Annotated in this window: 28 protein-coding genes; 21 read left to right on the top strand and 7 right to left on the bottom strand. The window is 64.5% G+C overall.

The window, feature by feature from the left end; genetic code table 11:
• Positions 1-96: 96 nt before the first annotated feature.
• From D0Z70_RS20625 to D0Z70_RS24690, 6 genes are all read right to left on the bottom strand, one after another.
• On the bottom strand, positions 97-1,266 hold the full coding sequence (locus D0Z70_RS20625; protein ID WP_119749750.1) for an asparagine synthase-related protein: 1,170 nt from the start codon (positions 1,264-1,266) through the stop codon (positions 97-99).
• Positions 1,263-1,895, bottom strand: a complete 633-nt coding sequence (locus D0Z70_RS20620) for a lasso peptide biosynthesis B2 protein (RefSeq protein WP_182914058.1) — start codon at positions 1,893-1,895, stop codon at positions 1,263-1,265. Before D0Z70_RS20620 ends, D0Z70_RS20625 begins: the two co-directional genes overlap by 4 nt.
• 91 nt (positions 1,896-1,986) lie before the next feature.
• Entirely contained in the window at positions 1,987-2,127 is a 141-nt protein-coding gene (locus tag D0Z70_RS25045; protein WP_182914057.1) for a benenodin family lasso peptide, read from the bottom strand.
• Between the two features lie 172 nt (positions 2,128-2,299).
• A complete protein-coding gene (locus D0Z70_RS20610; protein ID WP_119749744.1) occupies positions 2,300-2,944 on the bottom strand; it encodes a GntR family transcriptional regulator in 645 nt (214 codons plus the stop codon).
• Positions 2,941-3,360, bottom strand: a complete 420-nt coding sequence (locus D0Z70_RS20605) for a helix-turn-helix domain-containing protein (protein WP_119749742.1) — start codon at positions 3,358-3,360, stop codon at positions 2,941-2,943. Before D0Z70_RS20605 ends, D0Z70_RS20610 begins: the two co-directional genes overlap by 4 nt.
• Positions 3,361-3,490: 130 nt before the next feature.
• A complete protein-coding gene (locus D0Z70_RS24690; protein ID WP_147418807.1) occupies positions 3,491-3,934 on the bottom strand; it encodes a hypothetical protein in 444 nt (147 codons plus the stop codon).
• 353 nt (positions 3,935-4,287) lie between these two features.
• On the opposite strand from D0Z70_RS24690, the gene D0Z70_RS20595 reads away from it, so the two are divergent.
• The 21 genes from D0Z70_RS20595 to D0Z70_RS20495 all read left to right on the top strand — a co-directional run bounded on the left by D0Z70_RS20595 (position 4,288) and on the right by D0Z70_RS20495 (position 25,746).
• On the top strand, positions 4,288-4,590 hold the full coding sequence (locus tag D0Z70_RS20595) for a hypothetical protein (RefSeq protein WP_119749738.1): 303 nt from the start codon (positions 4,288-4,290) through the stop codon (positions 4,588-4,590).
• Entirely contained in the window at positions 4,574-5,350 is a 777-nt protein-coding gene (locus D0Z70_RS20590) for a DsbC family protein (protein ID WP_119749736.1), read from the top strand. Before D0Z70_RS20595 ends, D0Z70_RS20590 begins: the two co-directional genes overlap by 17 nt.
• Positions 5,351-5,573: 223 nt before the next feature.
• The gene (locus D0Z70_RS20585; RefSeq protein WP_119749734.1) at positions 5,574-5,891 is read left to right on the top strand and encodes a hypothetical protein; all 318 of its coding nucleotides are present in this window, start codon (positions 5,574-5,576) and stop codon (positions 5,889-5,891) included.
• A 112-nt stretch (positions 5,892-6,003) separates the two neighbouring features.
• Positions 6,004-6,270, top strand: a complete 267-nt coding sequence (locus tag D0Z70_RS20580; RefSeq protein ID WP_119749732.1) for a type IV conjugative transfer system protein TraL — start codon at positions 6,004-6,006, stop codon at positions 6,268-6,270.
• 41 nt (positions 6,271-6,311) lie between these two features.
• Positions 6,312-6,911, top strand: a complete 600-nt coding sequence (locus D0Z70_RS20575; RefSeq protein ID WP_220475679.1) for a type IV conjugative transfer system protein TraE — start codon at positions 6,312-6,314, stop codon at positions 6,909-6,911.
• Positions 6,895-7,662 carry a type-F conjugative transfer system secretin TraK gene (locus D0Z70_RS20570; RefSeq protein WP_119749728.1) on the top strand — a complete coding sequence of 256 codons (768 nt, stop codon included), beginning with the start codon at positions 6,895-6,897 and terminating at the stop codon, positions 7,660-7,662. The genes D0Z70_RS20575 and D0Z70_RS20570 overlap by 17 nt, the downstream gene beginning before the upstream one ends.
• Positions 7,659-8,972 (top strand): TraB/VirB10 family protein, encoded by a 1,314-nt coding sequence (locus D0Z70_RS20565; RefSeq protein ID WP_239019058.1) that lies wholly within the window; start codon positions 7,659-7,661, stop codon positions 8,970-8,972. Before D0Z70_RS20570 ends, D0Z70_RS20565 begins: the two co-directional genes overlap by 4 nt.
• Before the next feature lie 35 nt (positions 8,973-9,007).
• Positions 9,008-9,619 (top strand): TraV family lipoprotein, encoded by a 612-nt coding sequence (locus tag D0Z70_RS20560; RefSeq protein ID WP_119749724.1) that lies wholly within the window; start codon positions 9,008-9,010, stop codon positions 9,617-9,619.
• On the top strand, positions 9,616-12,138 hold the full coding sequence (locus tag D0Z70_RS20555) for a TraC family protein (RefSeq protein ID WP_119749722.1): 2,523 nt from the start codon (positions 9,616-9,618) through the stop codon (positions 12,136-12,138). Before D0Z70_RS20560 ends, D0Z70_RS20555 begins: the two co-directional genes overlap by 4 nt.
• A gap of 5 nt (positions 12,139-12,143) precedes the next feature.
• Positions 12,144-12,470 (top strand): hypothetical protein, encoded by a 327-nt coding sequence (locus tag D0Z70_RS20550; RefSeq protein WP_119749762.1) that lies wholly within the window; start codon positions 12,144-12,146, stop codon positions 12,468-12,470.
• On the top strand, positions 12,467-12,700 hold the full coding sequence (locus tag D0Z70_RS20545) for a hypothetical protein (protein ID WP_147418806.1): 234 nt from the start codon (positions 12,467-12,469) through the stop codon (positions 12,698-12,700). The genes D0Z70_RS20550 and D0Z70_RS20545 overlap by 4 nt, the downstream gene beginning before the upstream one ends.
• Entirely contained in the window at positions 12,690-13,388 is a 699-nt protein-coding gene (locus tag D0Z70_RS20540) for a conjugal transfer protein TraW (protein WP_119749717.1), read from the top strand. Before D0Z70_RS20545 ends, D0Z70_RS20540 begins: the two co-directional genes overlap by 11 nt.
• The gene (locus D0Z70_RS20535) at positions 13,385-14,401 is read left to right on the top strand and encodes a TraU family protein (RefSeq protein WP_119749715.1); all 1,017 of its coding nucleotides are present in this window, start codon (positions 13,385-13,387) and stop codon (positions 14,399-14,401) included. The genes D0Z70_RS20540 and D0Z70_RS20535 overlap by 4 nt, the downstream gene beginning before the upstream one ends.
• A 266-nt stretch (positions 14,402-14,667) precedes the next feature.
• Positions 14,668-16,530 (top strand): hypothetical protein, encoded by a 1,863-nt coding sequence (locus tag D0Z70_RS20530; protein ID WP_119749760.1) that lies wholly within the window; start codon positions 14,668-14,670, stop codon positions 16,528-16,530.
• A complete protein-coding gene (gene traN, locus D0Z70_RS20525; protein ID WP_420820395.1) occupies positions 16,527-17,633 on the top strand; it encodes a conjugal transfer protein TraN in 1,107 nt (368 codons plus the stop codon). The genes D0Z70_RS20530 and traN overlap by 4 nt, the downstream gene beginning before the upstream one ends.
• Positions 17,605-18,462: a type-F conjugative transfer system pilin assembly protein TrbC gene (locus tag D0Z70_RS20520; RefSeq protein WP_119749713.1), complete on the top strand. Its 858-nt coding sequence runs from the start codon at positions 17,605-17,607 to the stop codon at positions 18,460-18,462. Before traN ends, D0Z70_RS20520 begins: the two co-directional genes overlap by 29 nt.
• A complete protein-coding gene (locus D0Z70_RS20515) occupies positions 18,434-19,039 on the top strand; it encodes a S26 family signal peptidase (RefSeq protein WP_119749711.1) in 606 nt (201 codons plus the stop codon). Before D0Z70_RS20520 ends, D0Z70_RS20515 begins: the two co-directional genes overlap by 29 nt.
• Before the next feature lie 38 nt (positions 19,040-19,077).
• On the top strand, positions 19,078-19,947 hold the full coding sequence (locus D0Z70_RS20510; RefSeq protein WP_119749709.1) for a conjugal transfer protein TraF: 870 nt from the start codon (positions 19,078-19,080) through the stop codon (positions 19,945-19,947).
• On the top strand, positions 19,944-20,525 hold the full coding sequence (locus D0Z70_RS20505; RefSeq protein WP_220475678.1) for a hypothetical protein: 582 nt from the start codon (positions 19,944-19,946) through the stop codon (positions 20,523-20,525). Before D0Z70_RS20510 ends, D0Z70_RS20505 begins: the two co-directional genes overlap by 4 nt.
• 53 nt (positions 20,526-20,578) lie before the next feature.
• Positions 20,579-22,006 (top strand): conjugal transfer protein TraH, encoded by a 1,428-nt coding sequence (locus D0Z70_RS20500; protein ID WP_119749707.1) that lies wholly within the window; start codon positions 20,579-20,581, stop codon positions 22,004-22,006.
• A gap of 14 nt (positions 22,007-22,020) precedes the next feature.
• The gene (locus tag D0Z70_RS20495) at positions 22,021-25,746 is read left to right on the top strand and encodes a conjugal transfer protein TraG N-terminal domain-containing protein (protein ID WP_119749705.1); all 3,726 of its coding nucleotides are present in this window, start codon (positions 22,021-22,023) and stop codon (positions 25,744-25,746) included.
• Here D0Z70_RS20495 and D0Z70_RS20490 read toward each other — a convergent pair.
• Positions 25,743-26,276, bottom strand: coding sequence for a hypothetical protein (locus tag D0Z70_RS20490; protein ID WP_239019057.1), 534 nt, complete (start codon positions 26,274-26,276; stop codon positions 25,743-25,745). The genes D0Z70_RS20495 and D0Z70_RS20490 overlap by 4 nt on opposite strands.
• Positions 26,277-26,289 lie beyond the last annotated feature (13 nt).

Genomic DNA, 26,289 nt, shown 5'->3' with positions numbered 1-26,289 from the left:
AACGCCAAGCCCGATATCCCCCTGATCGAGGCAAGGCTGGAAGCGCTTGCGAAAAAATGGGCGCCACGGACACGCCGAAAAGCCTGACAGGCCGCGTCAACGCCACCTTCCGTCGGCGCTTACGAAAGCACTGCACCCCGTCAACGAGCAAATTTCGCTAAGCGTCCTGAGCATGCCCAGGCTGAGCCCTTCGGCCTGAAACCGATCGATAATGGGCCTTGCCGATTGGCTGTGGAAGAAAACATTATCTCCGCCATTTCCGGTCAACACGGCCTTTGAGCCAGTTGCCGTCACCGCCCTTCTGACCGCAGCGTTGTAGGCGAGTGATTGCGAACGGCCGCAGGGATAGGGCTTGTGAGCGACACAGGAGCGGCGCAGATCAATGTCGTCGATCGAGTAAAAATCCTCAAGCAGTTTTGTCTCAAGCCACTCGCACAGCGCTCTCGCATAGTATCGCTCATCGCCCGAAGGATCATCCGTCGCGACGGTAAGACATGCTTTTTCAGATCGGGCAGACAGCGAGGCTGCAATTATCGAGGAATCGAGTCCGCCTGAAACGGCGAGCAGAAGCGAGGAATGCGGAGAGCTTAGCGCCGTGACGCATGTCGAAACCGTCCGTTCAAGTCGTTCGGCATATTGCTCAGGCCGGTCAGATGGAGCCCGATCGACGAATTCCCATGGCGACCAGCACTCCTCTACCCGAAGCCCGTTGGGCGTCACTATGACCGCTGATCCTGCAAGGACACGGGACAACCCATCAAGTGCGGTCTGTTGGATAGGAAGATCTGCGAAGTAGAGATATTTTGAGAGCCCCTCCCAGTCGATTGCCACGTCGAGCAAGCCCGCATCCTGCAGGAGAGCCGGGTCCGAGGAGAACGCTACAAACGAACCATGGTCTACAAAGTAGCTCGGCATCGTTCCAGTGGGATCGGGCTGAATATAGACGCGCCCAGAAGTCTGGAGCGCAACGACGTAATTGCCCCAATAGTGGTCTAGCAGCGCCGATTCTCCGTACCGTTGGATGTCAGCCAAGAGGTGGGCATCATCATGATCGATCGCGCGGCCCGGGCCGCGGCGAGGAAACAGCGTGCCGACCGCGATGCCTAGCGGAAGGGCCAACAGCCAACGCGGGTCACTGACGACTGCGGTGATCGGGCCTGCAGAGTGGCTCGCAGCCAGCCCCGTGCGATTCAGGATTTCGGCGATTTTGTCATGTCGACTGGTTTCGTCTCGAAAGATGATGAGGAGATACCGGAGGTTCGTCATAGGGCGAAAATGCGCGCAAAAAGTCGGGCATGTTCTGATCGATCGTTCAAGACGAGATCGCCCTGCTGCACCCAACAGTGGGCCACAAACGGGTTGGTGCGAACACCTATGACGAATGTTGGCGTGCTTCCGCGCCGGTAACATAACTGCAGCAATGCCAGCGAACGATTCAAGCATCGGTCAGATGAACCAAACAGCAGACTGGTTGCTTGAAGCGCTGTTGCAAGCCGTATGGCCGTTGCACCGTCATTCCCAGGCTGCAGCGCTTGGGCTGCATTGCGCGAGCTCTGCAACATGCGCAAAATCTGTTGAAAACGCTTGGTTCGCAGAACGATGGCCGCACGGGCCTGTGCTGCGGCAGCCGTGGCCACATCCGACAAGGAAGGGCGAGAGCGATTGTCGGAAAGATCGCGATACAGAGCGGGGAGATCTGAATCGGGCAATAGCGGCTTTGGATTCGGCGTGTCCACAACGAGCAGGCCTCTTCCGATCATCTCCTGAATTTCGGGCCCGCGTTCGTTGATCGGCCCAAGCCGGGCCGCGTCAACGAAAACGCCCTCCAATCGATCGGGAAGACAAAAGTAGCGACCGGCCGCGGCATCGAGAAAGATGACCTTCCCATTGACCATGCAGCTGTGGAGATCGTGACCGAGACTAAGGCGCATGTCAGCATCAAACCTGCAAACGTGCGCTCTCCGCACGGAGAGCGCACGCAAGGTTTCAGTCGTCGGTGAGCGCGCCGCCGAAAGGCTGCTGCTGACCCGCGGTATCGTTGAGATTCGGGGCGCCACCCTTGGTCTCTTCGATGACACCGCCGAGGTCGATCAGCTCGTCGTCGCGATGTTGGTCGTTGCGCTGCATGATATGCTCCTCTTGATCTGCCGTGTGAATCCACGACAATCCCGAGTTACTCCGTCCAATACCGCAGATGTTGCAAGTATATCTGGACAAAATGGCGCGATATCCGCGAACGGCCATTGGAATTGACCGAAATTTGAGGGCCGCTGGGATATATGCCTACTAAGTGTCTGACTTAGCTATCTAACGATATTGGAGCGTGCTTCTGGATAATGCTCTGTTGATGGACGATTCTCCGCTCGTGGTAAGATTCAATGCGCCGATGGACGCTCTTATGGACATCGGTCACAGCGGAGTTTGTCATTGTACGAAGCTCTCTGGCGGCCTCCTTGACCTTGGCCACTCCAGCGACTCGCGGATAGAATAGACGCTCGTTGATTTGCGTGATCGTGGCCATCGCTTCCGAATTGCCTGTGGCTTCGGCAAACGCCAAGAAGATCGCCCCGGTAAGTGTGGCGATCTCGACGGGGGTGCTGCCGAACTCGGCATTCGAGAATCGGTCCAGCGTCTGGCTGAGAACTGATTTCTTCAGCCTTTGGGCTAAGCCCAGCAGCAGGTGCGTGTTCCAGGCATAGAGGTGGATCAATGCTGGCGGGGTCGCGAGCGTGACCCGAAATCCGCCGGCGCTATCCGGCTCAACCAGGCCCTCTCCCATCAGTCGACAAGCCGCTTCTCGCACGGGTGTTTTGCTCGCCCCATGGCGGTCTGCGATATCCTGGATTTCGAGCTTCTCGCCGGCGTGGAACAGCCCCGCCAGATAATCTGCTTTCAAGGCCCGATAGACGCGTTCTTGCGTGATCGGATCGGCGGCAGACATCATGAACTCGCTCCCGCCATGAGCGGCGGCGACTGCCAGCGAGGCGTCAAGGCATTGGTCAGTTGGCTGAGATTCCGCTCCGCGACAACTTCAACGCACAGCCGCTCGAGATCGCAAAGATCGCCGGCCGCGAGCTGCCTAGGGAAGCACATGCGTTGGCCCGCGAACAGCAGGGGGATAAGAATGTGGCCGGTCGACAGGCCAAGCCGATATGTACAGCGCAGATGATCATCGAGCTTCGACTTTGGATTTCCCGACTCGATCTCACGCAACCAGCGGACTCCCATACCGAGATTCCTTGCCAGCTCGCGCTGCGTGATACCTATCTTCTTCCGTGCTTCCTCGATCTGCCGTCCCGACTGTTCTTTGACATACGAGAGCGGTGCATCAGCAACGGAAGCCGCGCAATCCAGCGACATTTCCGCGTCTCCTTACGGGAGATACCGCCCGCCAAGGCCATTCCGGACCCTATTGCTAGGTGTGCATACCACCACTGTCAAACGGAACCGCCGCCAGTTTGGCCAAGCATTGGCTGCCAGCTTTCTGAAATCATTCAGCAATCTCGCCATCGGCGATGGGCGGCCTCTTAACCGGCGGTCGTGCGCGTTCGAAGGCAGCCAGGAGCTGTGCGCCATCCGCCCGCGCAAGATGCTGAAGCGCGAGAATGTAGATGCTCCCAAGGGAGGGCGCCTCATGATCCGGCGCGGCACGTCGAACGCGCTCGGCAATCTGAGAAGCAATATCCCATAGGCGATGCGGCGCACCGACGTGATGCTCTTCCGATCCGCTCAATGGTGCTGCTCGGAGGGCATTCAAAGAATCGACGATTGCGCTCGCAGGGACCGTATCGAGATAGTTCACGGCCACATGCAGCGTAGTGCCCCACGCAAGCAGACAGCGTGTCGTGCGAATCAGATGGCAGTGCGAGTCGATGAGCACATCCATCCCGGCCGACGAGAGCCGGAGTTTGAAGGTTCGTGTTGCTCGGCCCATTCGCTTGCTACCCCCTTCCCGATGGCGATTTGCTGCTGTTTCGGGGCGAAAGTCGGCCTGCACCCTACTCCAACCATGACCAAAGCGGCACTTCAGTGCCGCTCGGGTCCGTTTAGCGTCCATTTGAGCGCGTGATGGTCTCCAATATTCAAGTTGTGGACTTATAAGCTTTCTTTCGCCGCTTCGGCACTTCAGTGCCCTCCCTATTGCAGGCATTTCAAGACATCGGCATTGCTCGTGGCACACCGGATCGGTGGTCATGGACGGCTCTAGCGAACGCCCGCAGTCCCTCGATCCGTACCTCCAAACCCTGAAGCCAAAGCGCGGATTCGCGCCACGAGGAGACGTGTCTCATGACCTTTCCACGCCCATCGACCGGGCTTGTTGCGATCCTGGCGACCAGCCTACTCGCGCCCCAGGCTCAGGCTCAAAATTATCGGCCTGACGCCGAAGGTTATCCCTGTGCCGCTCGCGGCCGCCTGGCGATCGTTCAGGACGATCAGGGCTACTCGATCCGCCACCAGTCGCTCACGCAGGTCGACAAGGTGGCGGCTGCGTCCGCCATCCCGATCGGCGCAGCGCTCACGGTAGACGCGAAGATCTTCGCGCTCGCCGCCAGCACCGCGAAGGAGGCTTCGCGTGCGCCGCGCCGCTGAACTGTTGGCAGCTTCGCTGCTGATCGCCGGGACATCCGCTTTTGCGCAGGATGCATCGGTGGCGCCGGCGACCGATCCCCTGCCCGCGGCGGCTGCGGACGCCCAGCGTCAATTGCGCCAGACCTTCACCAACCTCAGCTTCGAGGATTTCGGACCGGCGCCCGTCAAGGGACCAATCTATCAGGCGACCGCAGGCGGGCGCATCATCTATTTCGCGCCGGAGAGCGAGCACCTGCTGTTTGCTGCCGTTTACGACAAGAACGGCCTCAACGTCACCGCGATGGCGCAGGATGCGAGCGCGCGGAAGCGTCTCGGGGCCATCGACCCCAACGAGGCACTCGTCATCGGCCCGGCCGGCGCGCCGAAGGTCATCGAGTTCACCGATCCCGACTGTCCATATTGCCAAGCGCTCGAGCGGTTCTGGGCCGTGAAGGCTGCCGAGGGCAAGGTCGTGCAACGTCTGATCTATTTCGTCAGCGGCATCCATCTGGACGCCGCGGCGAAAGCCGAGCACATTCTGTGTTCGCCCGACAAGGTCGCGGCCTTCAGGTCAGTCTATGCCGGTGCCCGACCCGCCGAACTGCTCAAATGCGCAGCGGGCGCGGATAAGGTCACCAAGGACGCGCTGACCGTCAAGAAGATGGGTGTCTCGGGGACACCGACATTGTTCGTCGACGGCAAGCTGATCTCCGGCTTTCAACAGGCCGAACTCGAGGCGTTCCTCGAGCAAAAGCAGGGGAACGCAGATGCGCGCCCCTGACACCCGGTTCGCGGTCGTAAGCGGCCGCGTTGACTTCGATCTGGCGGGCCTCGTCCCCGCCCCGCGCGACAGCTCCCCCGAGCGCGCGCCGGGTGGTGCGAGGGCCGGGATGCCGGCGGTCGCGCTCCTTCGGAGCCGTCCAGCGTCGCCGTCGGCCGACAACGATTTCAATCGGTGCCGGCAGGCATGTGTTCGGACGGCTCCGCTTCCAAGGAGACCATCAATGCTCAAACTGCTTCGGGGCAGGACCTTCCGCACGATCGATGCGGCCGTCCTGATCCTTCTGGCCGCGCTGGCCGGCACCACCGTTGCCCATGCGTTCACGGCGCCCGCCGCGGGCGACCTCGGCTACGACATCTACGACATAGTCGTGAACCAGGGGGTCAAGGGTCCGCTCGGTTTCGTAGCGGGCGTCGCCGCCTTCCTGTTCGGCGTCAGTCGCCTGTTCAGCAACATCATGATCGGCATTCCGACGATCGTGGCTGCCGTCTGCCTGATCAAGGCGGACAGCATCCTCCAGACCTTCGGCATGGTGATCTGAGCATCGGCGTGCCGGGCCGGCGCTGCCGGTGCGGTCACGCCTTCCGAGACGGGGGGTGGTGGTCATCCCTCGGAGGTCACGCTGACGCGTGATGAAGCAAGGGAGAAGGGCGTTGGACGAACGTCTTCCACAATTCCTGCACCGGCCGGTCCAGATCCTCTGGTTCGACTCTCAGGAATTCATCGTGGTCATGTCGACCATCTTCGTCGCCGTGATTGTCGGCGGGATGATCGGCTGGGCGCTCCTCGGCGTCCTTCTCCTCTTCATTCCCTGGAAACGGAGCAAGCCGCGGGGCTTCATCCCGCACCTCGCCTGGCGCTGGGGCCTGCTCAAATTTCGCAACTATCCGGGTCCGACACAGACCCGCTTCTTCGAGTAGAGCGCATGGGGCATCCATTCAGGCGCAAGGTCGCTGCCGACATGATCGGCGACACGCGACCCAGCTGGCACCTTCACCGCTATCTGCAGGGCTCGGCGAACCTGTTCGAAGAGAACCGGCTGTTGAAGTTCGCGATCGCCGGCCTGTTCGGGATCACCGCGGTGCTCGGCACGGTCCTCTACACGTCGAACCAGAACCAGCGGACCGTGATCGTTCCGTTCGGCGCGGGCGGCGACCTTTATGTCACCGGCAACAAGCCGTCGGCGACCTATCTGCGCACCATCACCCGCAACATCGTCAGCATGGCGGGAACCTATTCATCCTATTCGGCCGACCGGCAATTCCAGGAACTGCTGAGCCTCGTCCATCCGAGCGCCTTCAATGGCCTGCGGGACAGCCTGAACCGGCTGCTCGACGAGCTCAACAGCAATCCGACGCTCTCGATCGCCACCTACATCCGGGCCGATCAACCGGTGACCTACACCGATACCGAGATCGTCGTGCCGGTGGAGAAGGTTCGCGTCATCGGCGGCGTCATCCGCAAATTCCGCGGAAATCTGCGCATTCGCTACGCCATCGACAACGGCCGCTTCTGGCTGACCGCCCTTCAGGAGGAGAATTTCAATGCCGAGATTCGGTAGAAGCCTGAGGCTTGCCTGCGCCCTGGCGGCATTCACCGCCACCGGACCGGCGCTCGCCCAATCGGTCGCGGCCCTGCCCGACCAGACCAGCCGCATCCGGCTGTCCAACCGCGACGTCAATCATATCGTGTGTGTCGGCGGCGACATCGAGGACGTCAAATTCTCCGCGGAGAAGGGCCTGGCCGTCGAGCGCGGAGGGTCGGACGCCTGGGTCAAGTTCCTGGTGCTCGAGACCGATGACATGGGCGCGAAAACCCGAACCTATGTGACGACGCCGTCCGAATTCTTCGTCTCGTGCAACGGCGCAATCTATCCGCTCTATGCCGAGCCGGCGGACATGCCGGCCCAGACGGTGACTTTGGTGCCAGGCGCCGCCCAGCGGGCGCGGGCCAATGACGCGCTGCTGGGCCCGCTGGTCGAGGAAGAGCGCGCGGTCGGCGTCGTGCTGGCGCTGTTACAGGACCGCGTTCCCGCCTCCTTCTCCGAGGTGGCGCCGAGCCGCGACCGGCTAACACTTCCCGACCTGCCGAGCATCACCATCAGCGAGCGGCGCCGTCTCGATATCGAGGGGGCGGGGCTGTCGGCCAGCGAGTATCTGGTGAGCACGAGCCGTCAGGTGGCGCTCGAAGAGCGCAATTTTCTCGACAGCGCGTTCGGCCCGGACATTTTCGCAGTGACACTCGACCGGCTCGCGCTTGGCCAGGGCGATAGCGCGCGTCTGATTGTCGTGCGCCGGAGCGTCGGCCAATGACCGCGTCAATGGACCCCGGCGCGTCAGGCGCCGCGCCCCAGCCCGAACCGCTCGGCGGAGCTTCCACAGGCGCACCCATCGAGGCTGATACCGACCGCCCGGCCATGCTCGACCTGCGCGCGCAATGGTCGCGCATGACCTCCGACCAAAAGCTGCGGGCAAAGCAGATCAGTGTCGCGGCGACGATCGCCTTGGTCGGTTACGGCCTCTACTCGGCGAGCTCCAGCGGCACCAAGGATCTGGCGCCAGTGCCCGAGGCCTCCAAATTGGACATGGGCGCCGGCCTGCGCGGCGACAGCCTCGAGGTGAAGATGCGGGGCGACCTGCAGAAGATCCTCGATGGCCAGTCCCTGCTCGGCGACCGTGTCACCGCGATCGAGGAAGGCAAGATCGTACCGGGCGCGGGCGCCGCGGGCCACGCACTGCCCGATGGCACCGACGCGGGATTGCCGCCAGCCTTGCCCGGGGAGGCTCCCGCCTATCCGCCCGCACCGCCCGAGGCGAATTCGGATGGCGGGTCGCTGCCACCCCCGCCCGCAGCCCCCACGTCACCCCCGGCGCCACCAGCGCCGCCGACCGAGCGCCAGGTCGGTGCAATCGGCGCCGCGATCACGGCTGCTGGCGAGGGAGGCGCGGCCGGCGGGGCGCGATCAAAAAAAGCCAATCGGACGATCTATTTGCCGCCTGGTTTCATGAAGGCGCGGCTGCTGACCGGGGTCGACGCGCTCGCGAGCCGCGATGCGACAAGCAATCCGGAACCAATCATCGCACGTGTCCAGGCCCCCGCCGTTCTGCCGAATGACGTGAAAGCCAACCTGTCCGGATGCTTCGTCATCGGCAATGCGACCGGCAGCCTCGCCAAGGAGCGGGTCGAGATCCAGCTCGTCTCGATCTCGTGCGTCGATTTCGACGAACACGCCGTGGTCGACCAACCCATCAAGGGCTTCTTCGTCGATGCCGACGGCAAGAAGGGCCTCTCCGGCAAGGTCGTGACGCGCGCCGGTGCGACACTCGCGCGCTCGTTCATCGCCGGCACGATCGCGGGGATCGCGCAGTCGGTCGAGGGCACGTTCGGCGACGTCTCGACATCGGCGCTCGGCAGCGTGCGGACCCTCGATGCGGGCGACGCGGCCAAAACCGGCGTCGCCGGTGGCCTCTCACGCTCATCCGACAAGCTCACCGATTTCTATCTCGATCTTGCTCGCCAGGCCGGGCCGGTGGTCGAAGTCGGCGCTGCCAAGGACGTCGTGGTCGTCATCCAGGAGGGCCTGGCCCTCGAGATCAAGCCCTCGGTTGGGAGCAAATTCTGATGCGCCAGCCAAGCATACTCCAGGGAGCACCATCCATGCCCAAGCACGCCTTGCGCGGCGGAGCGCTTGCGCTCGCCGCCGGAACCAGCCTGCTCCTTTCAGGCTGCGCGACCATGGGTTCGCTCATGTCGCCCTATAGCGAGAAATTCTCGTGCAAGAATGACGATCACGGCCAGTGCATCCATCCCGAGCGCGCCTACGAAGATGCGGTCGCCGGCGTCGCATCGAAGTCGGATCCCGCTGTCACCAACGACCGCAAGATGCTGCACGACCAACCCGCAGCAGAGCGTGCACGAAGCGGCGGCCGGGCCACGGCACCGAGTGCGTATGGCAGCTACCGCGACAGTGTCTATCAGGAGCTCAAGGGGCTGATCGAGGCGCCGGTGACGCCGATGCTCAAGCCCGCGCGCACTGTCCGCACGCTGATCCTGCCCTATGCCGACCGCCAGCGGCTCGACCGGCTTTATATGCCGCGCTACGTCTATTCGATCGTCGATAAACCCGTCTGGGTGGTCGGGGGCACGCTCGTCGCCCCGCCGAGCCAGGCGTCGAAAGCTCCAATCCTCGGCCAGGTCCAGGAACCGGCGGCGGCGGCCAGTGATGCGCCCGAAGCGCCGATCGCCTCCGCGACGGAGCCGCGGCAATGAGCGCGCTTGGATCCAAGGGCGGTGGCGGGCTCACCTACGCGCGGATGCGCAATGCGGTCCGCCGCGATGCCTATTCGGACTATCTGCCGCTTGTTGCCTGGGACGCGGAGACCGAGGCGTTCCTGTGCATCGACGACTGCTGGGGCCATGCCTGGGAGATCGTGCCAACCGCCTACCTGTTCGCACATGTCCAGGGTGCGCTTCAGGGCTTGCTCAACATCCATTTCCCCGACGGCACGGTCCTCCAGCTCCACACCTTCGCCGATCCGCTGATCGATGACGCGCTCGATGCCTTTCTCGACCTCAAGACCCGCGACGACCCACTGATCCAGGCGTCCGCGCGCCGGACCCGCGAATATCTGAGCCAAGGCCGCCATGGCCTGAAGGCGCTGCACGGTATTCCCGTCCGCAACTTCCGGACCTTGCTGTCGATCAAGACCCGTCGGCCGCTGGGCGAGGACTTGCGCCGCCAGGTCGAGGAGCAGCTCGCCAAGCTCGGCATCCGTCGGCTTGAGCCCGAGGAGATGATCGCCTTCTACCGGCGCATCTTCAACGGCGTCGCGCAGCCCGCGCCCGGTGTGTTCGCCGACGGCACGACGATCGGCGCCCCGCCGCTCGCCAAGCAGATCATCGACGCAGGTCCCGACCTGGTGTTCGAAGGTCAGGAGGTTTTCCTCGGCAACCAGGTCGCGCGCTGCCTGACGCCCAAGGCGCCGGCGCGGCGCATTACCGCCGAGCGCGCCAACCGCTTGCTGGGCGGCATGCGCGGCTCGGCAGAGGACAGCGACCAGATCGGCGGGCCGTTCCTCTACACGCTCAACATCCTGTTCGATCATTCGCAGTTCGAGATCCACAAGCGCGCGCAGATCCTCTCGGCCCAGAAGGCGGCGGGATCATTCGCGGTGGAGGTCGGCAAGCAGATCGAGGAGATTGGCTGGATCCTCGACGAGGCGGGCAATTCGAAGTTCGTCCGCGTTATCCCGACGGTCTGGGTGTTCGGCCGCGACCGTGCCCATGCCCGCGATCTTGCCGCGCGCGCCAAGCGCTTGTGGGAGAGCGAGCCGCTTCCCTTCTCGATGCAGGAGGAGAGCTATCTCAATCCGACGCTGCTCGCGATGAGCCTGCCCTTCGGGCTCTACCCAGACCGGACGACGCTGCGCATGCTCGAGCGCGACTTCCGGATGCCGGTCAAGGCGGCGGTCCTGATGGCGCCGATCCAGACCGACTTCCGGGGCGGCGGGCGGCCGGCGCTGCTCTATACGGGGCGCAAGGGCCAGCTCATCACGCTCGATCTATTCGACCCGCGCATCAACAATTACAATTTCATCGTCTCGGCGGAATCCGGCGCGGGCAAGAGCTTCCTGCTCAATAATCTCTGCCAGCAATATTTCGCGTGCGGCGCTCTCATCCGCATCATCGACATCGGCGGGAGCTACCGCAAGCTCTGCACGCTGTGCTCGGGCCGCTATATCGACATCGGCGAGGAGCAACTGGTCCTCAACCCATTCGATATGGGTCTCGCGCTCGACGGGGACGACAAACAGTCCGCGATCACCATGGCGGTGGCGATCGTCGCCGAAATGGCCAATGCCTCGACCCGCAAAGGCGTCTCGACCTCCGAATGGAACCTGCTGAAATCGGCAGTTCAATGGACGATCGACACTGGCCGTGCCGACCATGGCATCGACTCCGTCCGCGAGTGGCTCGGCACTTATCCTGCCCATGCGGGAAGCGATCTCGACCGGGTCGAACATCTCGTACCCGTCGCGCGGGAGCTGGCCTTCAATCTTCGCGATTTCGGCTCCGACGGCGCCTATGGCCATTATTTCAACGGCCCCTCCACGCTCGACATCCGCTCGGACGAGTTTGTCGTGCTCGAACTCGAGCGCCTCAAGTCCATGCCAGACCTGTTCAACGTCATCGTCATGGTGGTGGTGAACGCCGTCACCCAGGAACTCTACCTTTCGGCCCGCGACCGCCCGCGCTTTGTCCTGTGTGACGAGGCCGCGCAGTTCATGACGCGGACCGAAGGGCAGGATCTCAGCCGCCTCGCCGAGGCGTTCGGCCAGGGTTATCGGCGCGCACGCAAATATCGCGGATCGTTCGGCATCGTGCTGCAGTCAATGAACGACCTGATGCTGTTTGGCGGCACGGGCCAGGTGATCCTCGAGAATGCCGCGACCCGGTTCCTGCTGCAGGGGTCGACCTATGACCGCGCCGTCGAGAACAAGATTCTCGACTATTCGGGGTTCGTGCTCGACCTGCTGAAATCGGTCCGCAACTCCAAGCCGAACTATAGCGAGGTGTTCATCGACTCCCCGCTGGGTCTGGGCATCGCGCGGCTGGTCGTCGATCCCTTCTCCTATTGGATCAACACCTCGGCGCCAGAGGAAGTGGCGGCGTTCGAAGGCCTGTTGCGACAGGGTTTCTCTCCCCTCGAGGCGGTCTGCCGCCTGGCGGGTGTCGATCCCGCCGAGATCCTCGGCACGCCGGACACAGTCCGGCAGGCGGCGGAGTGATCGCCATGGGCCGCTCCCACTTGTCCCACCCCGACCAGTTGCCGCTCGAGCTGTCTGCCGACGGGCTCGAACGCGAGATCGAGGCCCGTGTCGCGGCGCGCTGCGAAGCGGAGTCGGTCCGCTGGAAGTTCCGTCTGGTCGCGATCGAGACCGTGATGATGGGCGCGCTTGTCGCCGCCGCGGGGATCGCCCTTGACCAGCCCGGCATGATGGTCGCCCGCGCCGCCATACTGGTCGCGGCCTCGTGCTTCGCGAGCGGCCTGTTGCTGCTCGGCCTCTCGGCCTGGAGCGCGCGCCTGCTGACCCGGTTCAAGCGGTGGAGGGCGTCATGAGCGGTCTTTTGTCTGGAAAGCCGTCGCCGAGCTCGGTGCGTCTCGCCGTTGGCGGGTTCGTGCTGATGTTTGTGCAGACCTATCTGCTGATGCTCGCGCCCGGCATTGCGACGCACCTGCGGATGATCGTCTGGCTCGTGACCTTCGTCTCCGGGGCATCGTTGATCGGCGCGCTCGTCGGCCTGCCGGATCCTCCTCCCACCGACTGGAGACGCCGCAATGGCCGCTGATCTCCCCTTCCCGCCCCGCGTGCGTCTTGTCGCGCTGGGCCAGGCGGCAACCGTCGCAGCGCTCATCCTCGCGGCAGGCGCACTCGCCATTGCCGCGGACGCGCAGACGGCGCCGACCGGACGAAGCACGATTGGTAGGACCTGGCTGATCGCCGAGCCCGACGCGCTCTCCGAAATCGAAGCCAAGGTCGCCACATTGCCGCGCGACATGTCCAAGGCTTTCGGTCCGCGGGCGAAGTGGAGCGCCCTTAAATCCGCGGCGCTGGCGCCGGCTACCGCCGATCGGGTGCGGACCGTGGTCCCCTTCTATACGCTCGACTTCGACATCCAATTGCCGGACGGCAAGACGCTCTACCCTAAGGGCTTCACCTTCAACCCTCTCACCTTCGTCAAGCTACCGCAGCGGCTGGTGGTGGTGCATCCGCGCGACCTTGGCTGGGCGCTTCGGACCGCACGGCCGAGCGACTTCATCCTGCTGACGGCGCTGGGCGGCGAGAGCGGTGATCCGATCACGCTCACCGAGAAGACGGGCCGCGCGATCTACATCCTGGAGGAGCGCGTGAAGGAACGGCTCGGGCTGACGGTCGCGCCGGTCGTGGTCGCGCAGGCAGGCCAGAAGCTGGTGCTGACCGAGTTCGGGCCGCGCAGCCGAAGGCTGCCCCTCGGTGCCGCGGGAGGCGCGCAATGATCCGGCGCTGGCAGATCTTCCTCATCGGCCTCGCCATTGGCCTCGCGGGCACGCTCGCCTGGCCGAGCCAGGCCCATGCCTCGAAATGCGAGACCGGCACGGTCTTCAATCCGATCACCAAGGTGCGCTGGACCTGCATCTTCCCGATCACGGTCGGTGGCGTTCGCATCGGCAGCTTCGACAAGCTCGACAAGGCGCTGGATGCACAGTCTGCGTCGAAGCCGCTTTGCGCCTGCCGCAAGGGCGTCCAGTTCTGGTTCGGCGTCAAGGTCTCCTACTGGTCGCCCAACCGTATGGTCGATGTGGTGACCGAGCCGGGCTGCATGATGGCGCTCGGCGCCGATCTCATGCCCACCGGCGGCAAGCTCCAGGGCAGCCAATCCTCGATCTCGGATGGAACCAACACGCGCAAGATGTTCGCGCAGATGCATTATTACATCTCGCCGGTCTGGGCGATGCTCGACATGTTCACCGATCTCCCATGCCTGGAAGATGACGGGTTCGACGTGGCGCTGATCACCGAAATCCTGCCGACCTGGCAGTCGGGCACATTGGGCGCGATCATCCAGCCCGAGGGCATATTGTTCGGAAACCCCGCGGCCGGCCTCGCGTGCATGGGCGACAGCGCAGCCGCCGCCGCTGGCAAGGTGATCGATCCGCTCTTCTGGTGCATGGGGTCGTGGGGCGCGACCTATCCGATCGCCGGCGACATTCATTTCGACGACAGCGTCGAGGCCTGGGCCGGGCTCGCTGCGCGCGGCACGTTCATGATGGGCCGCCTGGGCGCGCTTACGATCAGCTCGTCCGATGGCTGCTCGTTCAAGCCCAGCCCGATCTGGACCAAGTCCCGCTACAAGCTCCAGCTGATGGAGCCCGTCAAAGGCGGAAAATGCGTCAATATCGGGCGGCCCGGTGCGCTCTGGACGAGCGGCAAGCACGCGCCCGGCAAGGACAACGCCCAGTTCATGCTTTTCGAAAAAATGATCTGCTGCGCCGGAATCCCGGTGCCATGACGGACAAGCTTCCCCCCAAATCCCATCTCGAACGTCTCGCGCACGCTGCCGGCAATAACCGGGGGTCTGTCCGCCAAGGCCTCTACGGCCGCTGGCGCGCACGCGAGGCGGGAGCGGCGCCGATGTCCCCCCGCGGCGTCGCTCCACCTACGGCCAGCGCGGCCGTCACGCTCCCCTGGCGGTCCGGGCTGCTCCCCCTGGTCTGGACCGTGAAGGCGACCGCGCTGGCCACCCTTTTCTCCACAGCACCATTGCTCGCCCAGACGATGGAGGAACGCGCGCGTACCGCGGCTGAAGCCGCGCGCGCCAAATCCGGGGACAGCGAGGCGATCCAGCGCAACTATGTGACGCCGGGTCTGTCGGGCCAGCCGATCACGACGGTCGATTCCAGCAAGGCATTTACGCCTAATCTCGCCTGCCAGAAGACGGCGACGCTGATGGAGGTGCTGGTGCAGCCGGCATCCTCCGGCGATCTCGGAATGGTCCAGATCGCGCGTGATACCGATCTCGATGGCACGGTCGACAGCCGCATCAACCTGCCCGTGCCGGTTTCGGGGATTTGCGCGAATGGGGTGATCTCGTGCCAGCCCGGCACGTGGAACCAGTGCAACTATTTCCGGTGGGACGTCGATAGCGCCCGCAACCTGAAGCTCACACAGGTCGACATGCCCGCGCTCGGCGGCTGCTACTGCATCAACAATAGCTGCGGCGCCAATCTCGCCTGGTCCAACATGCCGTCGGTGCTCGGGGACCTGGGCGGCGGCATGATCGGCGCCCTCACCACGGCTGACCCGCGCATTGGTGTCGCGCAAGCGGTGATCGACGGACCCGCGATCCGCTATGTCGGCGCCCAGTCGACCGCTTGCACCAGCGATCCCTCGCTTGCCCAGACCGGCTATCGCGCCAACCCTTCCGCGCTGGCCGGCGATGCCTTCGTCGCGTCGAGCGGCAACACAATCTTCCAGGCGCTTGCCGGGTCGCCCGTCGGGATGAGCACCGCCCAGCAGATGCGTCACTGCACGATCGAGCGCCAGGTGACCGTGATCAAGACCGGCGCCGACGACGTCATCAGCCGCACGAGTGGTGGCTATGCGACGATCAAGGACGGCACTTCGCTCGATTTCTATCTCGGCTCACCCAATGACAACAGCCTCGCGGGCGGAAGCTGCCGGCTATTCGACTTCAGGATGACGTTGCGCGTCGGGGACCCTGATCGCATCGTCGAAGCACGGCTTGCGCAATATTATGCGGACGATTGGGCGCAGGTCCGGATCGACGGGACGCTTGTCGCGTCCGGTCCGAGCCCATGGACGTCGACCGGCTTCCCGCCTAGCGGATGCGAGAAGAAGAAGACCTTCTACGCCTATCCCAATCTCGATCTGAAACCCTGGCTTACCCCCGGTGACCACGAAATCTGGCTGCGCGTGGCCGTCGGCGAGGGCGGCGAGGGCTCGGCACAGGTCCATGTCGTTGTCGACGATAGCTGCAAGACCGTCGAGCAACTGGTCGATCGCTGCGGCGCGATCGCCGCCGATCCCAAATGCAAGGTCGACAGCGAGTTGGTCGACGGCGTCCAGACTTTCCGCAACGGCATCAGTACGGGACTACGCCCGCTGCCCCAGACGCGACTCCTCGGCACGGAAACCTGCCCGGTATCGCTCACGCGGGACTTCTTCCAGAAGGACCGGACCTATCGCTGCGAGATCGACAGCAACGCACTACCGAAACCAGACACAAGCCGCGGCACGTACATCATCGACCATTCGACCGAGACGATGCTGGCCGACCGGGCACGCCAGGGCGATGGCAGTTTCGCGGAAACGACACGGCCATTCAGCCTGCCCGATCGCGGCAGCGTGCCGGCCTGCGAACCCATCTGCAAGACCCGCGCCCCGCGCGTGAATACCGCCGCGGCCCCTGCCGGGGTCGTCGGCAACCTGCAGAACAATCCCGCTGCCTACGACACCTTCTATCATGCTTGCGGAACCGACAATGTCTGTCCAACCGGCCCTGGCGAGGAGATCGTCTCGGCCTGCGGCTGTCTCGACGATTTTCCCGAGGCTGTCGTCATGATGCAGACCGTGCGCCTCGGCGGCGCTGACCTGGTCTGCACGGGAACAGTGCGATGATCGCGCGCTGGCTCCTCTCGCCGCGCGGCGCGGCGCATGCCATGCTCTTCGCCTGCGCCCTTGTCGCGGCGTGCCAGGCGCGCCCGGCCTACGCACAGCAGATGTGCGCTGCCGATCTGAACGGAAACGGCGACGCGGCCGATGCCGGCGAGATGGCCTATTGCAGCATCACGACAAGCGGTCAGCATCAGTGCCCACTCGAGGAGACCGCCTGCCTGGCTGCGCCTAGCGGCGACTTTAGCTGCCCCCTCGGGCCACAATTTTCCTGCTTGCCCAAAAATGGCGGTGCGACCTGCTCACCGCACGCCTGCGCCGATGTCGCGAGCAATCCGATCGTCGAGGAGCCCCCGATCGAGGATCCCGGGACGGCGCCCGACGGTCCAGTCGATGCCGATGGCAATTGCATGGGCACGGTCGAGATCTTCGGCGGCCGCGCGATGCGCTGCCGGCCCCCTGGGATCAGCACCACCCTTTCAAACTGCTGCAAGGACAAGGGCAAGATCGTCAAGGACGGCATGGGGTCGTCAGTCGGTTCGATCGGCACCAAGATCGCGGTCGCCAAGGGCGTCTTCACCGGCATGAGCGCGGCTTATACAGCCTTCCGTGCCGGGGCGACGGCAGGCCAGGCGGCGAACGCCGGCGCCAATGCGCTGATCATCGGCCTTGATCCGACCTCGATCGCGATCAGCCTCGCGGTCAACTTCATGATCGAGGTGCTGCTCCAGGGCTGCGACCAACAGGATATGGAGGTCGGCATGCTGCGCGGCTCGGGCATGTGCCACGAGGTCGGCAGCTATTGCACCTCAAGCTTTCTCGGCATCTGCCTGCAAAAGGCGCGCGGCCATTGCTGCTTCAATACCAAGCTCGGCCGGATCATCCAGGAGCAGGGCCGCCCCCAGCTCAAGGCGTTCAACGGTAATCTGTGGGGCACGCCCAAGAAACCGATGTGCCGGGGTTTCACGCCCGAAGAGTTCCAGGCGCTGGATTTCAGCAAGATGGATCTCTCCGAATATTATGCGGACATCGAGGCCCGCGCCCAGTCCGACATCCAGATCGATATGAAGGAGCGCGTCGATGCGTATCTCAAGGCGGTCGGCGAATAGCGCCCTTGCCCTGGCTGGCCTTGCCATAGCGACCGCGGCGCTCGCCCAGGATTCCGCGCGCGAGCGCATCCAGGATCAGGGCGACGCTGCGATGGAGCGCGTGAAAGGCGCTGTCACGCGCGCAAAGGAGGGGCACGCGGACGTGCCGGACCCAAAACTGCCACCCAACCCCAGCGAGGCAGAGCGTCGACGCGCGTTTGAAGGGCTTCGCAGCCGCGTTTCGTCGCCGGCACTCGACGCGCGCGCCCGCGCCGCCCTGGCCGCCGGCGAGGCGCGGATGGCGCAAGAGCGTGAGGCGCAGGCCAAGCGCTTGCGCCAGGCACTCGGGCTTGAACCGGCCGAGATGGAGGCAGTGGCCAAGGCAGGCCCCTCCCCCGCGATCAAGGCGTGGGTGCCGGTGCTGTTCGTCTCCTCGTCGATTCCTGTGCCGATCCTGCGAACCTACGCCGCGCAGCTCGAGCGTGTGCATGGCGTGCTCGCCTTTCGCGGGATGCCGGGCGGCCTCCATAAGGTGGGGCCGATGGCGAAATTGTCGGCTGAGATTCTACGGATCGATCCCGGCTGCGAGGGGCCGTCTTGCGCGATGCGGGGCGTCCAGCTCATCGTCGATCCTATCGTGTTCCGTCAGCACGGCGTCAGCAGGGTGCCGGCACTGGCGATGATTCCGGGCGACCCGATCCAGGCCTATTGCGAGCGGGAGGATGAGAGCCCGAGAGCACGCCACGTCGTCTATGGCGACAGCGCGCTCTCGGGTCTGTTCGAGGAATATGCCCGGTTGGGCGGCGACAAGGAGGTGCGTGATGCTCAGGCTCTTCTGGGCGCTCGCTAGCGCCATCCTCGGGCTTTGGCCGCGGCTCCGGCGATTGCCGGGCAAGGCGGCAATCGCGCTTGGCGCGCCCGGCCTTGGCGAGCCGGCGCGACCGACCCGCCTGTGGCGGGCGCTCGCCTTCGTGCTGCCGGTGGCCCTCCTCGCAGCAATCGCCCTTCCCAAGGTCAGCCTGGTGATGAGCCCTTCGATCGAGGCCTTTGCGGTGCGCAAAGCGCCCGGGCCAATCGCCAAGGGCGACTATGTGATGTTCACGCTCCGCCACCCGATCACCGGACCCAAGCCCGTCAATGTGACCAAATATGCCCTGTGCATGCCAGGTGAGCGCCTGACCATGATCGTGACGCCGTCGATCGGCGCGCCCAAGGCATGGGACGGTCACTATTTCTGCAACGGCCATCTACTCGGCGTCAGTCTTCCCTATGGCATCCACGGCGTGAAGCTCGAGCATATGCAGTGGAGCGGCGTGATCCCGCCCGGCATGATCTATGTCGGCTCGCATCATCCCCGCGGGTTCGACAGCCGCTATTTCGGCCTGGTGCCCGCAGCCAAGCTGACGCGGATGGAGCGGCTGCTGTGAACGCGCGCCATACTCACATCATCGTGGCGACTGCTGCCATGGGTCTGCTCTCAGCCACGCCCGCGCTTGCGCAAAGCTCTACCGCCGCGCCCGCGCCGCGCCCGACACTCAAGCAGGGCTATTGGTGGTACGAAGCGCCCAAACCGGCCTCGCCGCCGTCGGATGACCCAGACGCGCTGCAGAAGCCGGCCATCCCGCCAATGGCGGAGCTCGCGACCTGGACCCCGCCCAAGATCCGCAAGCTGATCGAGCAGCAGCGCGATTATGCCGCAACCGTGCTGACGGTCGACGCGGTCGCCGACTTCTGGCGGCTGCAGGACTTTGCGCGACGAAAGGCACGGGCATTCGCCGGCGTGACACAATTGGCGATGCTCCAGCATCCCGAGCTTAATTCGAAGTCGGCCAACCCGATGGTCGGCGATGCCCGCGCCGAACTCACTGCGGAAAAGGACGCGATCCGCCGTGCTTATCTTCGGGCGCATGCGGGCGAATTTGCGCTGGTCATGTTTTCGCGATCGACCTGCGGCTATTGCCGCGTCCAATGGCCCATCGTCCAGCGCTTCCAGGAGGAGATGGGCTGGCAGGTCACCTTGATGGACGTCGGCAAGCGGCCCGAGGTCGGGCAACGGTTCGGCGTCGAGATCACGCCGACCACGATGGTCATCCGCCGCGGCAGCCCGCAGCGCATGGTGATTGCGAGCGGCGTCGAGGCATACCCCAATCTAGCGCAAATGGCCTATCAGGCGGTGCGGCTGCTGCGCGGCAACATCCGCCCCGAACAGTTCCTGACCGGTCCCGGCGAGGATGACGGATTTTTCGACGCGCTCGGCAACGGACCGGTCTCGGCGACCGATCCACGCGCCTTGGGTGGCGACCTTGTCGATGCCAGTGTGAGGCCGGATCGATGATCAAGCTCGCCGTCCTGATCGGCATTCCCGGCATCGTGATCGCCACCGGGTCGGCTGCGGCTGCCCAGACTGTTACGCGCGAGCAGGCCATGCGGGCCGCGATCCATCCGGTCGCGGACAGCAATACCATGCAGGCCTGGTTGTCGCGGGTTCCGGTGACGCGTGATTTCCCGGACGATTTCAACGCCACGCTGCGTGGTCAGGGACCGGCGTTCGTCATCGAGATGACCACGAGCCCGGGTTGCGTTCCATGTGGCGATCTCTGGACCAAGCTCACCACGCTCGGACAGCGATATGGCTGGCAGGTCCGAACGATCAGCGCCCAGGAAGCGATGATCCGCTCGGGACGGCTGGGCCTGCCCTGGGTCGGGAACCCGGTCGCCTGGGCGCGGCCGATCGCCGACGCAGGGCGCGTCGTGCCGATCGCGGTCGGAACCGATCACGGACCCAATCTCGCGCGCAACCTCTATCTGGCGGCGAAGATGCTGACGGGCGTCCGGCCCGCAGTGGGCGTGCGCGCCATGTCGAAGTTCACCGGCATCGTCGGGGTGCCGGCGCGACCGCAAGGAAGGCGCTGAGCAATGGCGGGCGCAGCACCTCCCCTCCCCTTTGATCTCAACAGGAGCCCGCCATGTTTCTAGCGCTTCCCCGCGTCCGCATCCTCTTCACGGGGCTCATCCTCGCGATCGGCGCGAGTGCCGCACCGGCGAGCGCGCAGAGTTGGGCCGAGAGCTGGTTCGACAATGTCACCTACACGAGCCCCGGCAGCTTCGAGGATCAGACCCGCGGCTATGTGACGGCCGGCGGGATGTCGGGCCGGGTCGATGTCCACAACGACTATCTGATGTCGGTGACGTTGCCCAAGGTGAAGGCCGGCTGCGGCGGCATCGACATGTTCCTGGGCGGCATGTCGTTCCTCGATCCCGATTATCTGGTCCAGAAGCTGGAGAGCATCCTTCAGGCCGCCCCCGCCGTCGCCTTTCAGTACCTGCTCGAAACGCTCGACGAGAAAATGGGGAACATCATCTCGAAGATGGAAGCGGCGACCAACTTCCTCAATTCGATCCAGGTCAATGATTGCCGGCTCGCCAACCGCATGGTCCAGATCGCCAAGGGCGACGACAATATGTCCGGCATCATCGAGGAGATGACCGGCTATCGCTCGGTCAAGCAAGGCTTCTCGAAGAGCTATCAGCAGAGCCGCGAGCGGATCGAGGCTAACAACAATAATCCGACCGAGGATCTGCGCGATTCTCTGACCAACTGCCCGGCCGAAGTGACCGAGATCTTCCGCACCGGTTCGCTCTTGAGCCATGCCGCCACTCGCGTCGGCGCGGGCGACTGGGCGAGCGTGATGCGCGCCAGGGTCGGCGACGTCTATATGCGCTGGGACCCCGCGGACAAAGTTCCGCTGTTCACGGCTATTCCCCAATGCCCGGCGCAAGACACCGAAAGTGCGCAGGATTTCCTGACTGGACGCGTGCAGAAGCGAACATTGAACGTGCCGCCGACCGGCGCCGATTGTTCGCAGGATGGCCCCGGCCGCGGCGCGCTGGTCCTTGCGCGCGAGCGGATGCAGTCGATCGCCACCAAGATCCGCACGCGCGCCGCGCTCTCTGCCGAGGAGCGGCAGTTCGTCGCCAATGTCCGGACGCTGCCCGTTTATCGCATGCTGGAATGGGGCGTTCGCCAGGGCGTGGTGGATTCGGTGATCGGCGACACCGATGAGCTGGTGGCGCTGACCCTCGCCTATCAGATGCTCAACGATCTCACGCGCTCCATCGACTTCGCCGTGAGCAATGCCGAGCGGGGCGCCAGCGCGGCGGGTGCCGCGGACGGCAACAGCGCCAATATTTGTCAGACGCGGATTCTCGTCAAAGGGATCGAGCAGCTGCGCGACCTGCGCGATGAGGTGCTGCGTCAGCGCGCGCAGATGCGCCAGAGCTACATGGCGGCGCTCAACCAGGCGAACCTCTCCGCCAACTATGCGGGCCTGATCCGCCAGCGCGACCGCGATGCGCGCGACGCCGCCGGCGCCGCCGCCGCACGCAACCAATAGCCGAGGAGATCGCCGTGCGCCGCCTCACCAGAGCTCTCGCCCCCCTGCCCGCGCTGCTTGCCGCGACCCCGGCCCTGGCGGTCGATACCAGCTTCCACACCTATGACGGTTTCGCCGAGACCGTCGATGCGTTCCGCTTGGTCTCGATGATTTTCGCCGATCCGCGTTACGAGACGCTGGTGCTGATCGTCGCGACTGTCGGCATCGGTCTGGGCGCGCTGCTCGCCAGCGTCCGGGGTTCCGGCATGGGATTGGTCGCGTTCGGATTTCAGATCCTCATCGGCGTCGGGCTGTTCGTCGGGCTCGTCGCCACCACCGGGACGGTCCATGTCTATGACCGCGTCCGCAATGCTTATCAGCCGGTCGGCGACGTGCCCGTCCTGCTGGTGCTGGTGGCGGGCGCGACCAACATGATCGAGCGCGCGCTGGTCGAGACGATCGACGACAATACGCTCGATCCGGATGCGAAAATCGAGTTCGGCGCCGGCGGCCATTCGTTCGATCTTTTCCTCAACGCCGTCAGTCCACGCGGTCCCATGACCGACACCTTCCTCGACGCGACGATCAAGGACTATGTCCGCCAATGCTATCCGGTTGCGCGCGTCTCGGCTGCCTATGGCGTCGACGATGACAAGCTGTTCCGCACCACCACCGACCTGCCAGCAGCATTTGCGGCGATGGCAGGACCTGCGACCTTCTCGACGGTCTATACGGAGACCGACAAGGGCGGCACGACGGTGAGCTGTACCGACGCCTGGGCGCATATTTCGGATCGGCTGTCCGACCCGGCCCTGTTCGAGGGCTATAGCCGCCAGGTCTGCGCGCGGACCGGGTTCGACACCGGCAACGCCCAACAGCTCGCGCGATGCCGCGAGCAACTGGGCGAGATGGGCCAGATGATGCTCGGGCGTCCGCTCACCACCCAGGCGCTGATGACCCATATCCTGCTCGGCAACACCGTGGGCGACGTGCTGTTCGAGGATTCACCGGCAACGGCGGCGCGCGTGATGGCCAATCGCGCAGTGGTATCGAACGGGCTGGCGACCATGTCGGTCGCGAACGAGTGGATGCCGACGATCCGCGCGACCGTGTTCGGGATCATGCTGTTCATGATCCCGGTCGCGCTGCTGTTCATCCTGACGCCGATAAACCTGCGCGTCGCAAGCTTCGCTCTCGGCCTGTTCGTGTTCGTCGCGCTCTGGGGCGTAATCGATGCCGGGATTTATCAGCTGACGCTCGGCCGCTCTGCCGACGTGCTCGAGGAAATGCGGTCGAACGCGCTCGGCGCCAATGCCTGGCTGCTGGCGCCTTCAGCTGCGATGAAGGCTCTGGCGATCTTCGGCAGTTTCCGCACGGCGGCAGCGGGCCTCGCCGGCGCGTTCGTGTTCACGGTGTTCCGGTTCTCGGGCAATGTGTTCACGTCCTTCACCAGCGGTGCGCTTGGTGTCGCCGGCCAGGGCACCGCCGCGGCGGCTCCCATGGCAACCACCGAGGGCTATGCGTCGGCGCTTGAGAGCCAGGCGTCGGCCTCCGGCACCCGCGCCCGGGCTGGTGCGGCTGCGAGCTTCGGGGATTTCGGCGAGCGTTCCACCTTCGGCACCAACCGCGCCTTCGGCGAAGCCAACCGAATCCTCGGGGAGCGGCCCGGCACGGCCGGAGGCACGGCGTTCGCGCTCGGCGGCATCGAGGGTGCTCGGCAGATGGGCAGCCTGGCGCCCGCGTTGAACGGTCGCGACCTGGGCGACCCGCAGGTAGCGCGCGCGGTCCAGGCCAATGCCGCAACCAGCGCGATCCACCAGTTCGCGGAGAAGGACGCGCTCCGGCGTCTTGGCACCAATTATTTCGGCGGGGGCGAGGCGGGCGAGAAGGCGTTCGGCGCATTTGCGCAGAACCTGGTCCAATGGCGCGCGTTCGGCGACCAGCGCGCTTACGGGATGATGATGCAGGCGGCGACGCGGCATTTCGAGCGCGGCGGCTATTCGGCGAAGGATGCCGAGTTGAAGGCGTCGGGCGTGATCGGCGAGGCGCAATCCGATCCGACCTTCGCCAAGCTGATCGCCAATACCTATGACCAGGAACAGATGCTCGCCAACGATCTGACGTCGGCGCAGGTCCACGTCGGTGCGATGGAAGGCCGGCGGGACTTCGCCGGAGACAATGTCGCAGGCATCGAGCGCGGCAATGTCGCGACCGAGCAGGCGCTGCGCACCGGGACCAACCAGGGTCAACGCGACGCCGCGCAGATGCTCGGCCTCTCGCCGCAGGAAACCGCGCGCCGCATCAGCTTCGTCAACGCGCTTTCCGGCGAAGCCCGCAGCTCCGCCATCTCCCAGCTCTCCCGCGCAACTGGCCGCAACGAGGCGCAGGTGCTTCACGCCCTCGAAACCTACAATGCTGCGACCCAGGTCGGCACCGCGGACGGTGCGACCTCCGAGGCAGCCCGTGAGGGCACCAGTGTCTATGGCCGGACCCGCGAGGCCGCTGGCTATGACTTTGCGGAGCGCTCGGGCAAGCTTGATGCCCAGCGCGAGGTGGGAACCGGTGGCACGCGCGCGGCGGCGCGGATCGGAGAGCAGCGCCGGCAGTCCGACAATTTCGGGTTTGCCGAGGGTGCCGCAGCGGCCGGCGTCTCGACGCGCGAGGCTGCGCGCCTCGACAGCTTCATCCAGGCGCTGAGCCGAACGGCCGGCAATCAGGTCGATATGGCGGAAGGCGGCGCCGCCGGTATCGCCGATCGCGCCGGCAACGAACGCATGTCGCGTATCGTCGAGAACGAGCGGCTCAGCCGAATGCAGGGGCTACTACGCGGCCACGGCATCACCATGTCGAAGCGCGAGTTGGCGATGGCGCAAAATGGCGATCTCGCGATGAACGTCACGCCGGACCAAGCGGGGCAGCTCCTTCGTGCTGGCCTCATCAACGAGAGCCAGGCTGGAGCGCTCGCGAATGGTGGGTCCGCCCGCTTCAGCTTTGCGGAGAACGACCTGCTGGTCTCGAGCAGCGCGGGGTTCCAGCAGTCGGCACGCAGCGATACGAGCACACGGTTCGAGGCAGGCAAGCAGGCTGGCCCGGACACGATCGAGCATTTCATGGGCGGCGGCGAGGAAGGCCACGCAGCCATGGCGAATTGGCTTCGCGGCGGGTTCGAGATGGACCGAAAGGGCGATTGGCGGCTGAAGCCGCAGGTTGCCGACACGCTTCAGCGTGATGTTCAGGCCGTGATCGCCCAGACCGGTTGGCAGCGGTCCGTCACACGGAGCGCTCAGGACCAAACGATCATGGGAACGACGGTTGGTGCTCAGATTGGTGGGAGTGTCGACACGACACAAACATCGGGCGGTCGCGGTGGCCAGGGAAAAACAGCAAAATCAACATCAGGGAAGATCGGAGGCGAATTAGGATTCAGCAGCACCGATACGGGGGCGACGAGTGAAACGGCTCAGGCCAATCTCGATATCATAAACTATGATGTTCGGAATGCGATTGCTGAGGCTGAACGTGCCGCAGCGCGTAGCCCAAATCCGGAGCAGACTTTCACCGACACGTTGTCCGGCCGGATTTTGGGACCAGAGGGACTTCGGAACCGCTATCTTGGGGAAGCTGATTCAGGCCGCGGAACTGCTGACCTGACTGGACCGCTAACGTCGATTGAGCAATCGTCGGTGCTTGGTAGCGGCCGCTTTTCCAACGACCTGGCTAACGGGCCGTTCGATGGCGATCCCGAATTCAAGAAGCGTTAGTGGCGCGGGTACTGCCTCAAAATATTCGACGGGTTGCCGATCCAAAGCGCACCAGAGCGTGGATCCAGTGGATCGAAACCCGGAGGTGGCGCTCCAACTCGACGCCCTGGTCCGAAGTCATGATCACTTGGCTCGCCGGGAACGGATTCCTCTGCCAAGCGATCGAGGACGACACGCGCATATCCAACGCCCAACACCATCAGCGCGGTCATCGGGAAGAACAAGACGTTGAAATATCCGGCGAGCGCGCTTGCGTAGAAGTCCTGCAGTGGCGGAACCTTCAAGGACGCTGCCATCCCGGCCCAATAGATCGGGATCGCAGCCCACCAAAGCTTCGCGTACCACGGCCGCCACAGATAGTCCGAGGCGCGCGGCCGAACCCCCTCCTCGGCCGGGGCGACCGGTTCATCTGTATTCGTGGCAGAATCTGGCGACATTTGATCCGCATTCCTGTGCGTGACGGCTGTAGCAAAATCCGCACGCTTTTGGAATCGCCGATCTGGATTCGAGGGGAAAAATTCGTGGCGCATAGCCAACCTCCTC

The sequence above is a fragment of the Sphingobium terrigena genome (genome assembly GCF_003591655.1).
Lineage (GTDB): Bacteria > Pseudomonadota > Alphaproteobacteria > Sphingomonadales > Sphingomonadaceae > Sphingobium > Sphingobium terrigena.
Note: the sequence above shows the minus strand (reverse complement) of the source record. Positions and strands in the feature narration are given on the sequence as shown.

Excerpts from the sequence above, each read along its gene's own strand:
- D0Z70_RS20625 (WP_119749750.1), bottom strand. The coding sequence starts at position 1,266 with ATGACGAACCTCCGGTATCTCCTCATCATCTTTCGAGACGAAACCAGT.
- D0Z70_RS20620 (WP_182914058.1), bottom strand. The coding sequence starts at position 1,895 with ATGGTCAATGGGAAGGTCATCTTTCTCGATGCCGCGGCCGGTCGCTAC.
- D0Z70_RS25045 (WP_182914057.1), bottom strand. The coding sequence starts at position 2,127 with ATGCAGCGCAACGACCAACATCGCGACGACGAGCTGATCGACCTCGGC.
- D0Z70_RS20610 (WP_119749744.1), bottom strand. The coding sequence starts at position 2,944 with ATGATGTCTGCCGCCGATCCGATCACGCAAGAACGCGTCTATCGGGCC.
- D0Z70_RS20605 (WP_119749742.1), bottom strand. The coding sequence starts at position 3,360 with ATGTCGCTGGATTGCGCGGCTTCCGTTGCTGATGCACCGCTCTCGTAT.
- D0Z70_RS24690 (WP_147418807.1), bottom strand. The coding sequence starts at position 3,934 with ATGGGCCGAGCAACACGAACCTTCAAACTCCGGCTCTCGTCGGCCGGG.
- D0Z70_RS20595 (WP_119749738.1), top strand. The coding sequence starts at position 4,288 with ATGACCTTTCCACGCCCATCGACCGGGCTTGTTGCGATCCTGGCGACC.
- D0Z70_RS20585 (WP_119749734.1), top strand. The coding sequence starts at position 5,574 with ATGCTCAAACTGCTTCGGGGCAGGACCTTCCGCACGATCGATGCGGCC.
- D0Z70_RS20575 (WP_220475679.1), top strand. The coding sequence starts at position 6,312 with ATGATCGGCGACACGCGACCCAGCTGGCACCTTCACCGCTATCTGCAG.
- D0Z70_RS20570 (WP_119749728.1), top strand. The coding sequence starts at position 6,895 with ATGCCGAGATTCGGTAGAAGCCTGAGGCTTGCCTGCGCCCTGGCGGCA.
- D0Z70_RS20565 (WP_239019058.1), top strand. The coding sequence starts at position 7,659 with ATGACCGCGTCAATGGACCCCGGCGCGTCAGGCGCCGCGCCCCAGCCC.
- D0Z70_RS20560 (WP_119749724.1), top strand. The coding sequence starts at position 9,008 with ATGCCCAAGCACGCCTTGCGCGGCGGAGCGCTTGCGCTCGCCGCCGGA.
- D0Z70_RS20555 (WP_119749722.1), top strand. The coding sequence starts at position 9,616 with ATGAGCGCGCTTGGATCCAAGGGCGGTGGCGGGCTCACCTACGCGCGG.
- D0Z70_RS20550 (WP_119749762.1), top strand. The coding sequence starts at position 12,144 with ATGGGCCGCTCCCACTTGTCCCACCCCGACCAGTTGCCGCTCGAGCTG.
- D0Z70_RS20545 (WP_147418806.1), top strand. The coding sequence starts at position 12,467 with ATGAGCGGTCTTTTGTCTGGAAAGCCGTCGCCGAGCTCGGTGCGTCTC.
- D0Z70_RS20540 (WP_119749717.1), top strand. The coding sequence starts at position 12,690 with ATGGCCGCTGATCTCCCCTTCCCGCCCCGCGTGCGTCTTGTCGCGCTG.
- D0Z70_RS20535 (WP_119749715.1), top strand. The coding sequence starts at position 13,385 with ATGATCCGGCGCTGGCAGATCTTCCTCATCGGCCTCGCCATTGGCCTC.
- D0Z70_RS20530 (WP_119749760.1), top strand. The coding sequence starts at position 14,668 with ATGGAGGAACGCGCGCGTACCGCGGCTGAAGCCGCGCGCGCCAAATCC.
- traN (WP_420820395.1), top strand. The coding sequence starts at position 16,527 with ATGATCGCGCGCTGGCTCCTCTCGCCGCGCGGCGCGGCGCATGCCATG.
- D0Z70_RS20520 (WP_119749713.1), top strand. The coding sequence starts at position 17,605 with ATGCGTATCTCAAGGCGGTCGGCGAATAGCGCCCTTGCCCTGGCTGGC.
- D0Z70_RS20515 (WP_119749711.1), top strand. The coding sequence starts at position 18,434 with ATGCTCAGGCTCTTCTGGGCGCTCGCTAGCGCCATCCTCGGGCTTTGG.
- D0Z70_RS20510 (WP_119749709.1), top strand. The coding sequence starts at position 19,078 with ATGGGTCTGCTCTCAGCCACGCCCGCGCTTGCGCAAAGCTCTACCGCC.
- D0Z70_RS20505 (WP_220475678.1), top strand. The coding sequence starts at position 19,944 with ATGATCAAGCTCGCCGTCCTGATCGGCATTCCCGGCATCGTGATCGCC.
- D0Z70_RS20500 (WP_119749707.1), top strand. The coding sequence starts at position 20,579 with ATGTTTCTAGCGCTTCCCCGCGTCCGCATCCTCTTCACGGGGCTCATC.
- D0Z70_RS20490 (WP_239019057.1), bottom strand. The coding sequence starts at position 26,276 with ATGCGCCACGAATTTTTCCCCTCGAATCCAGATCGGCGATTCCAAAAG.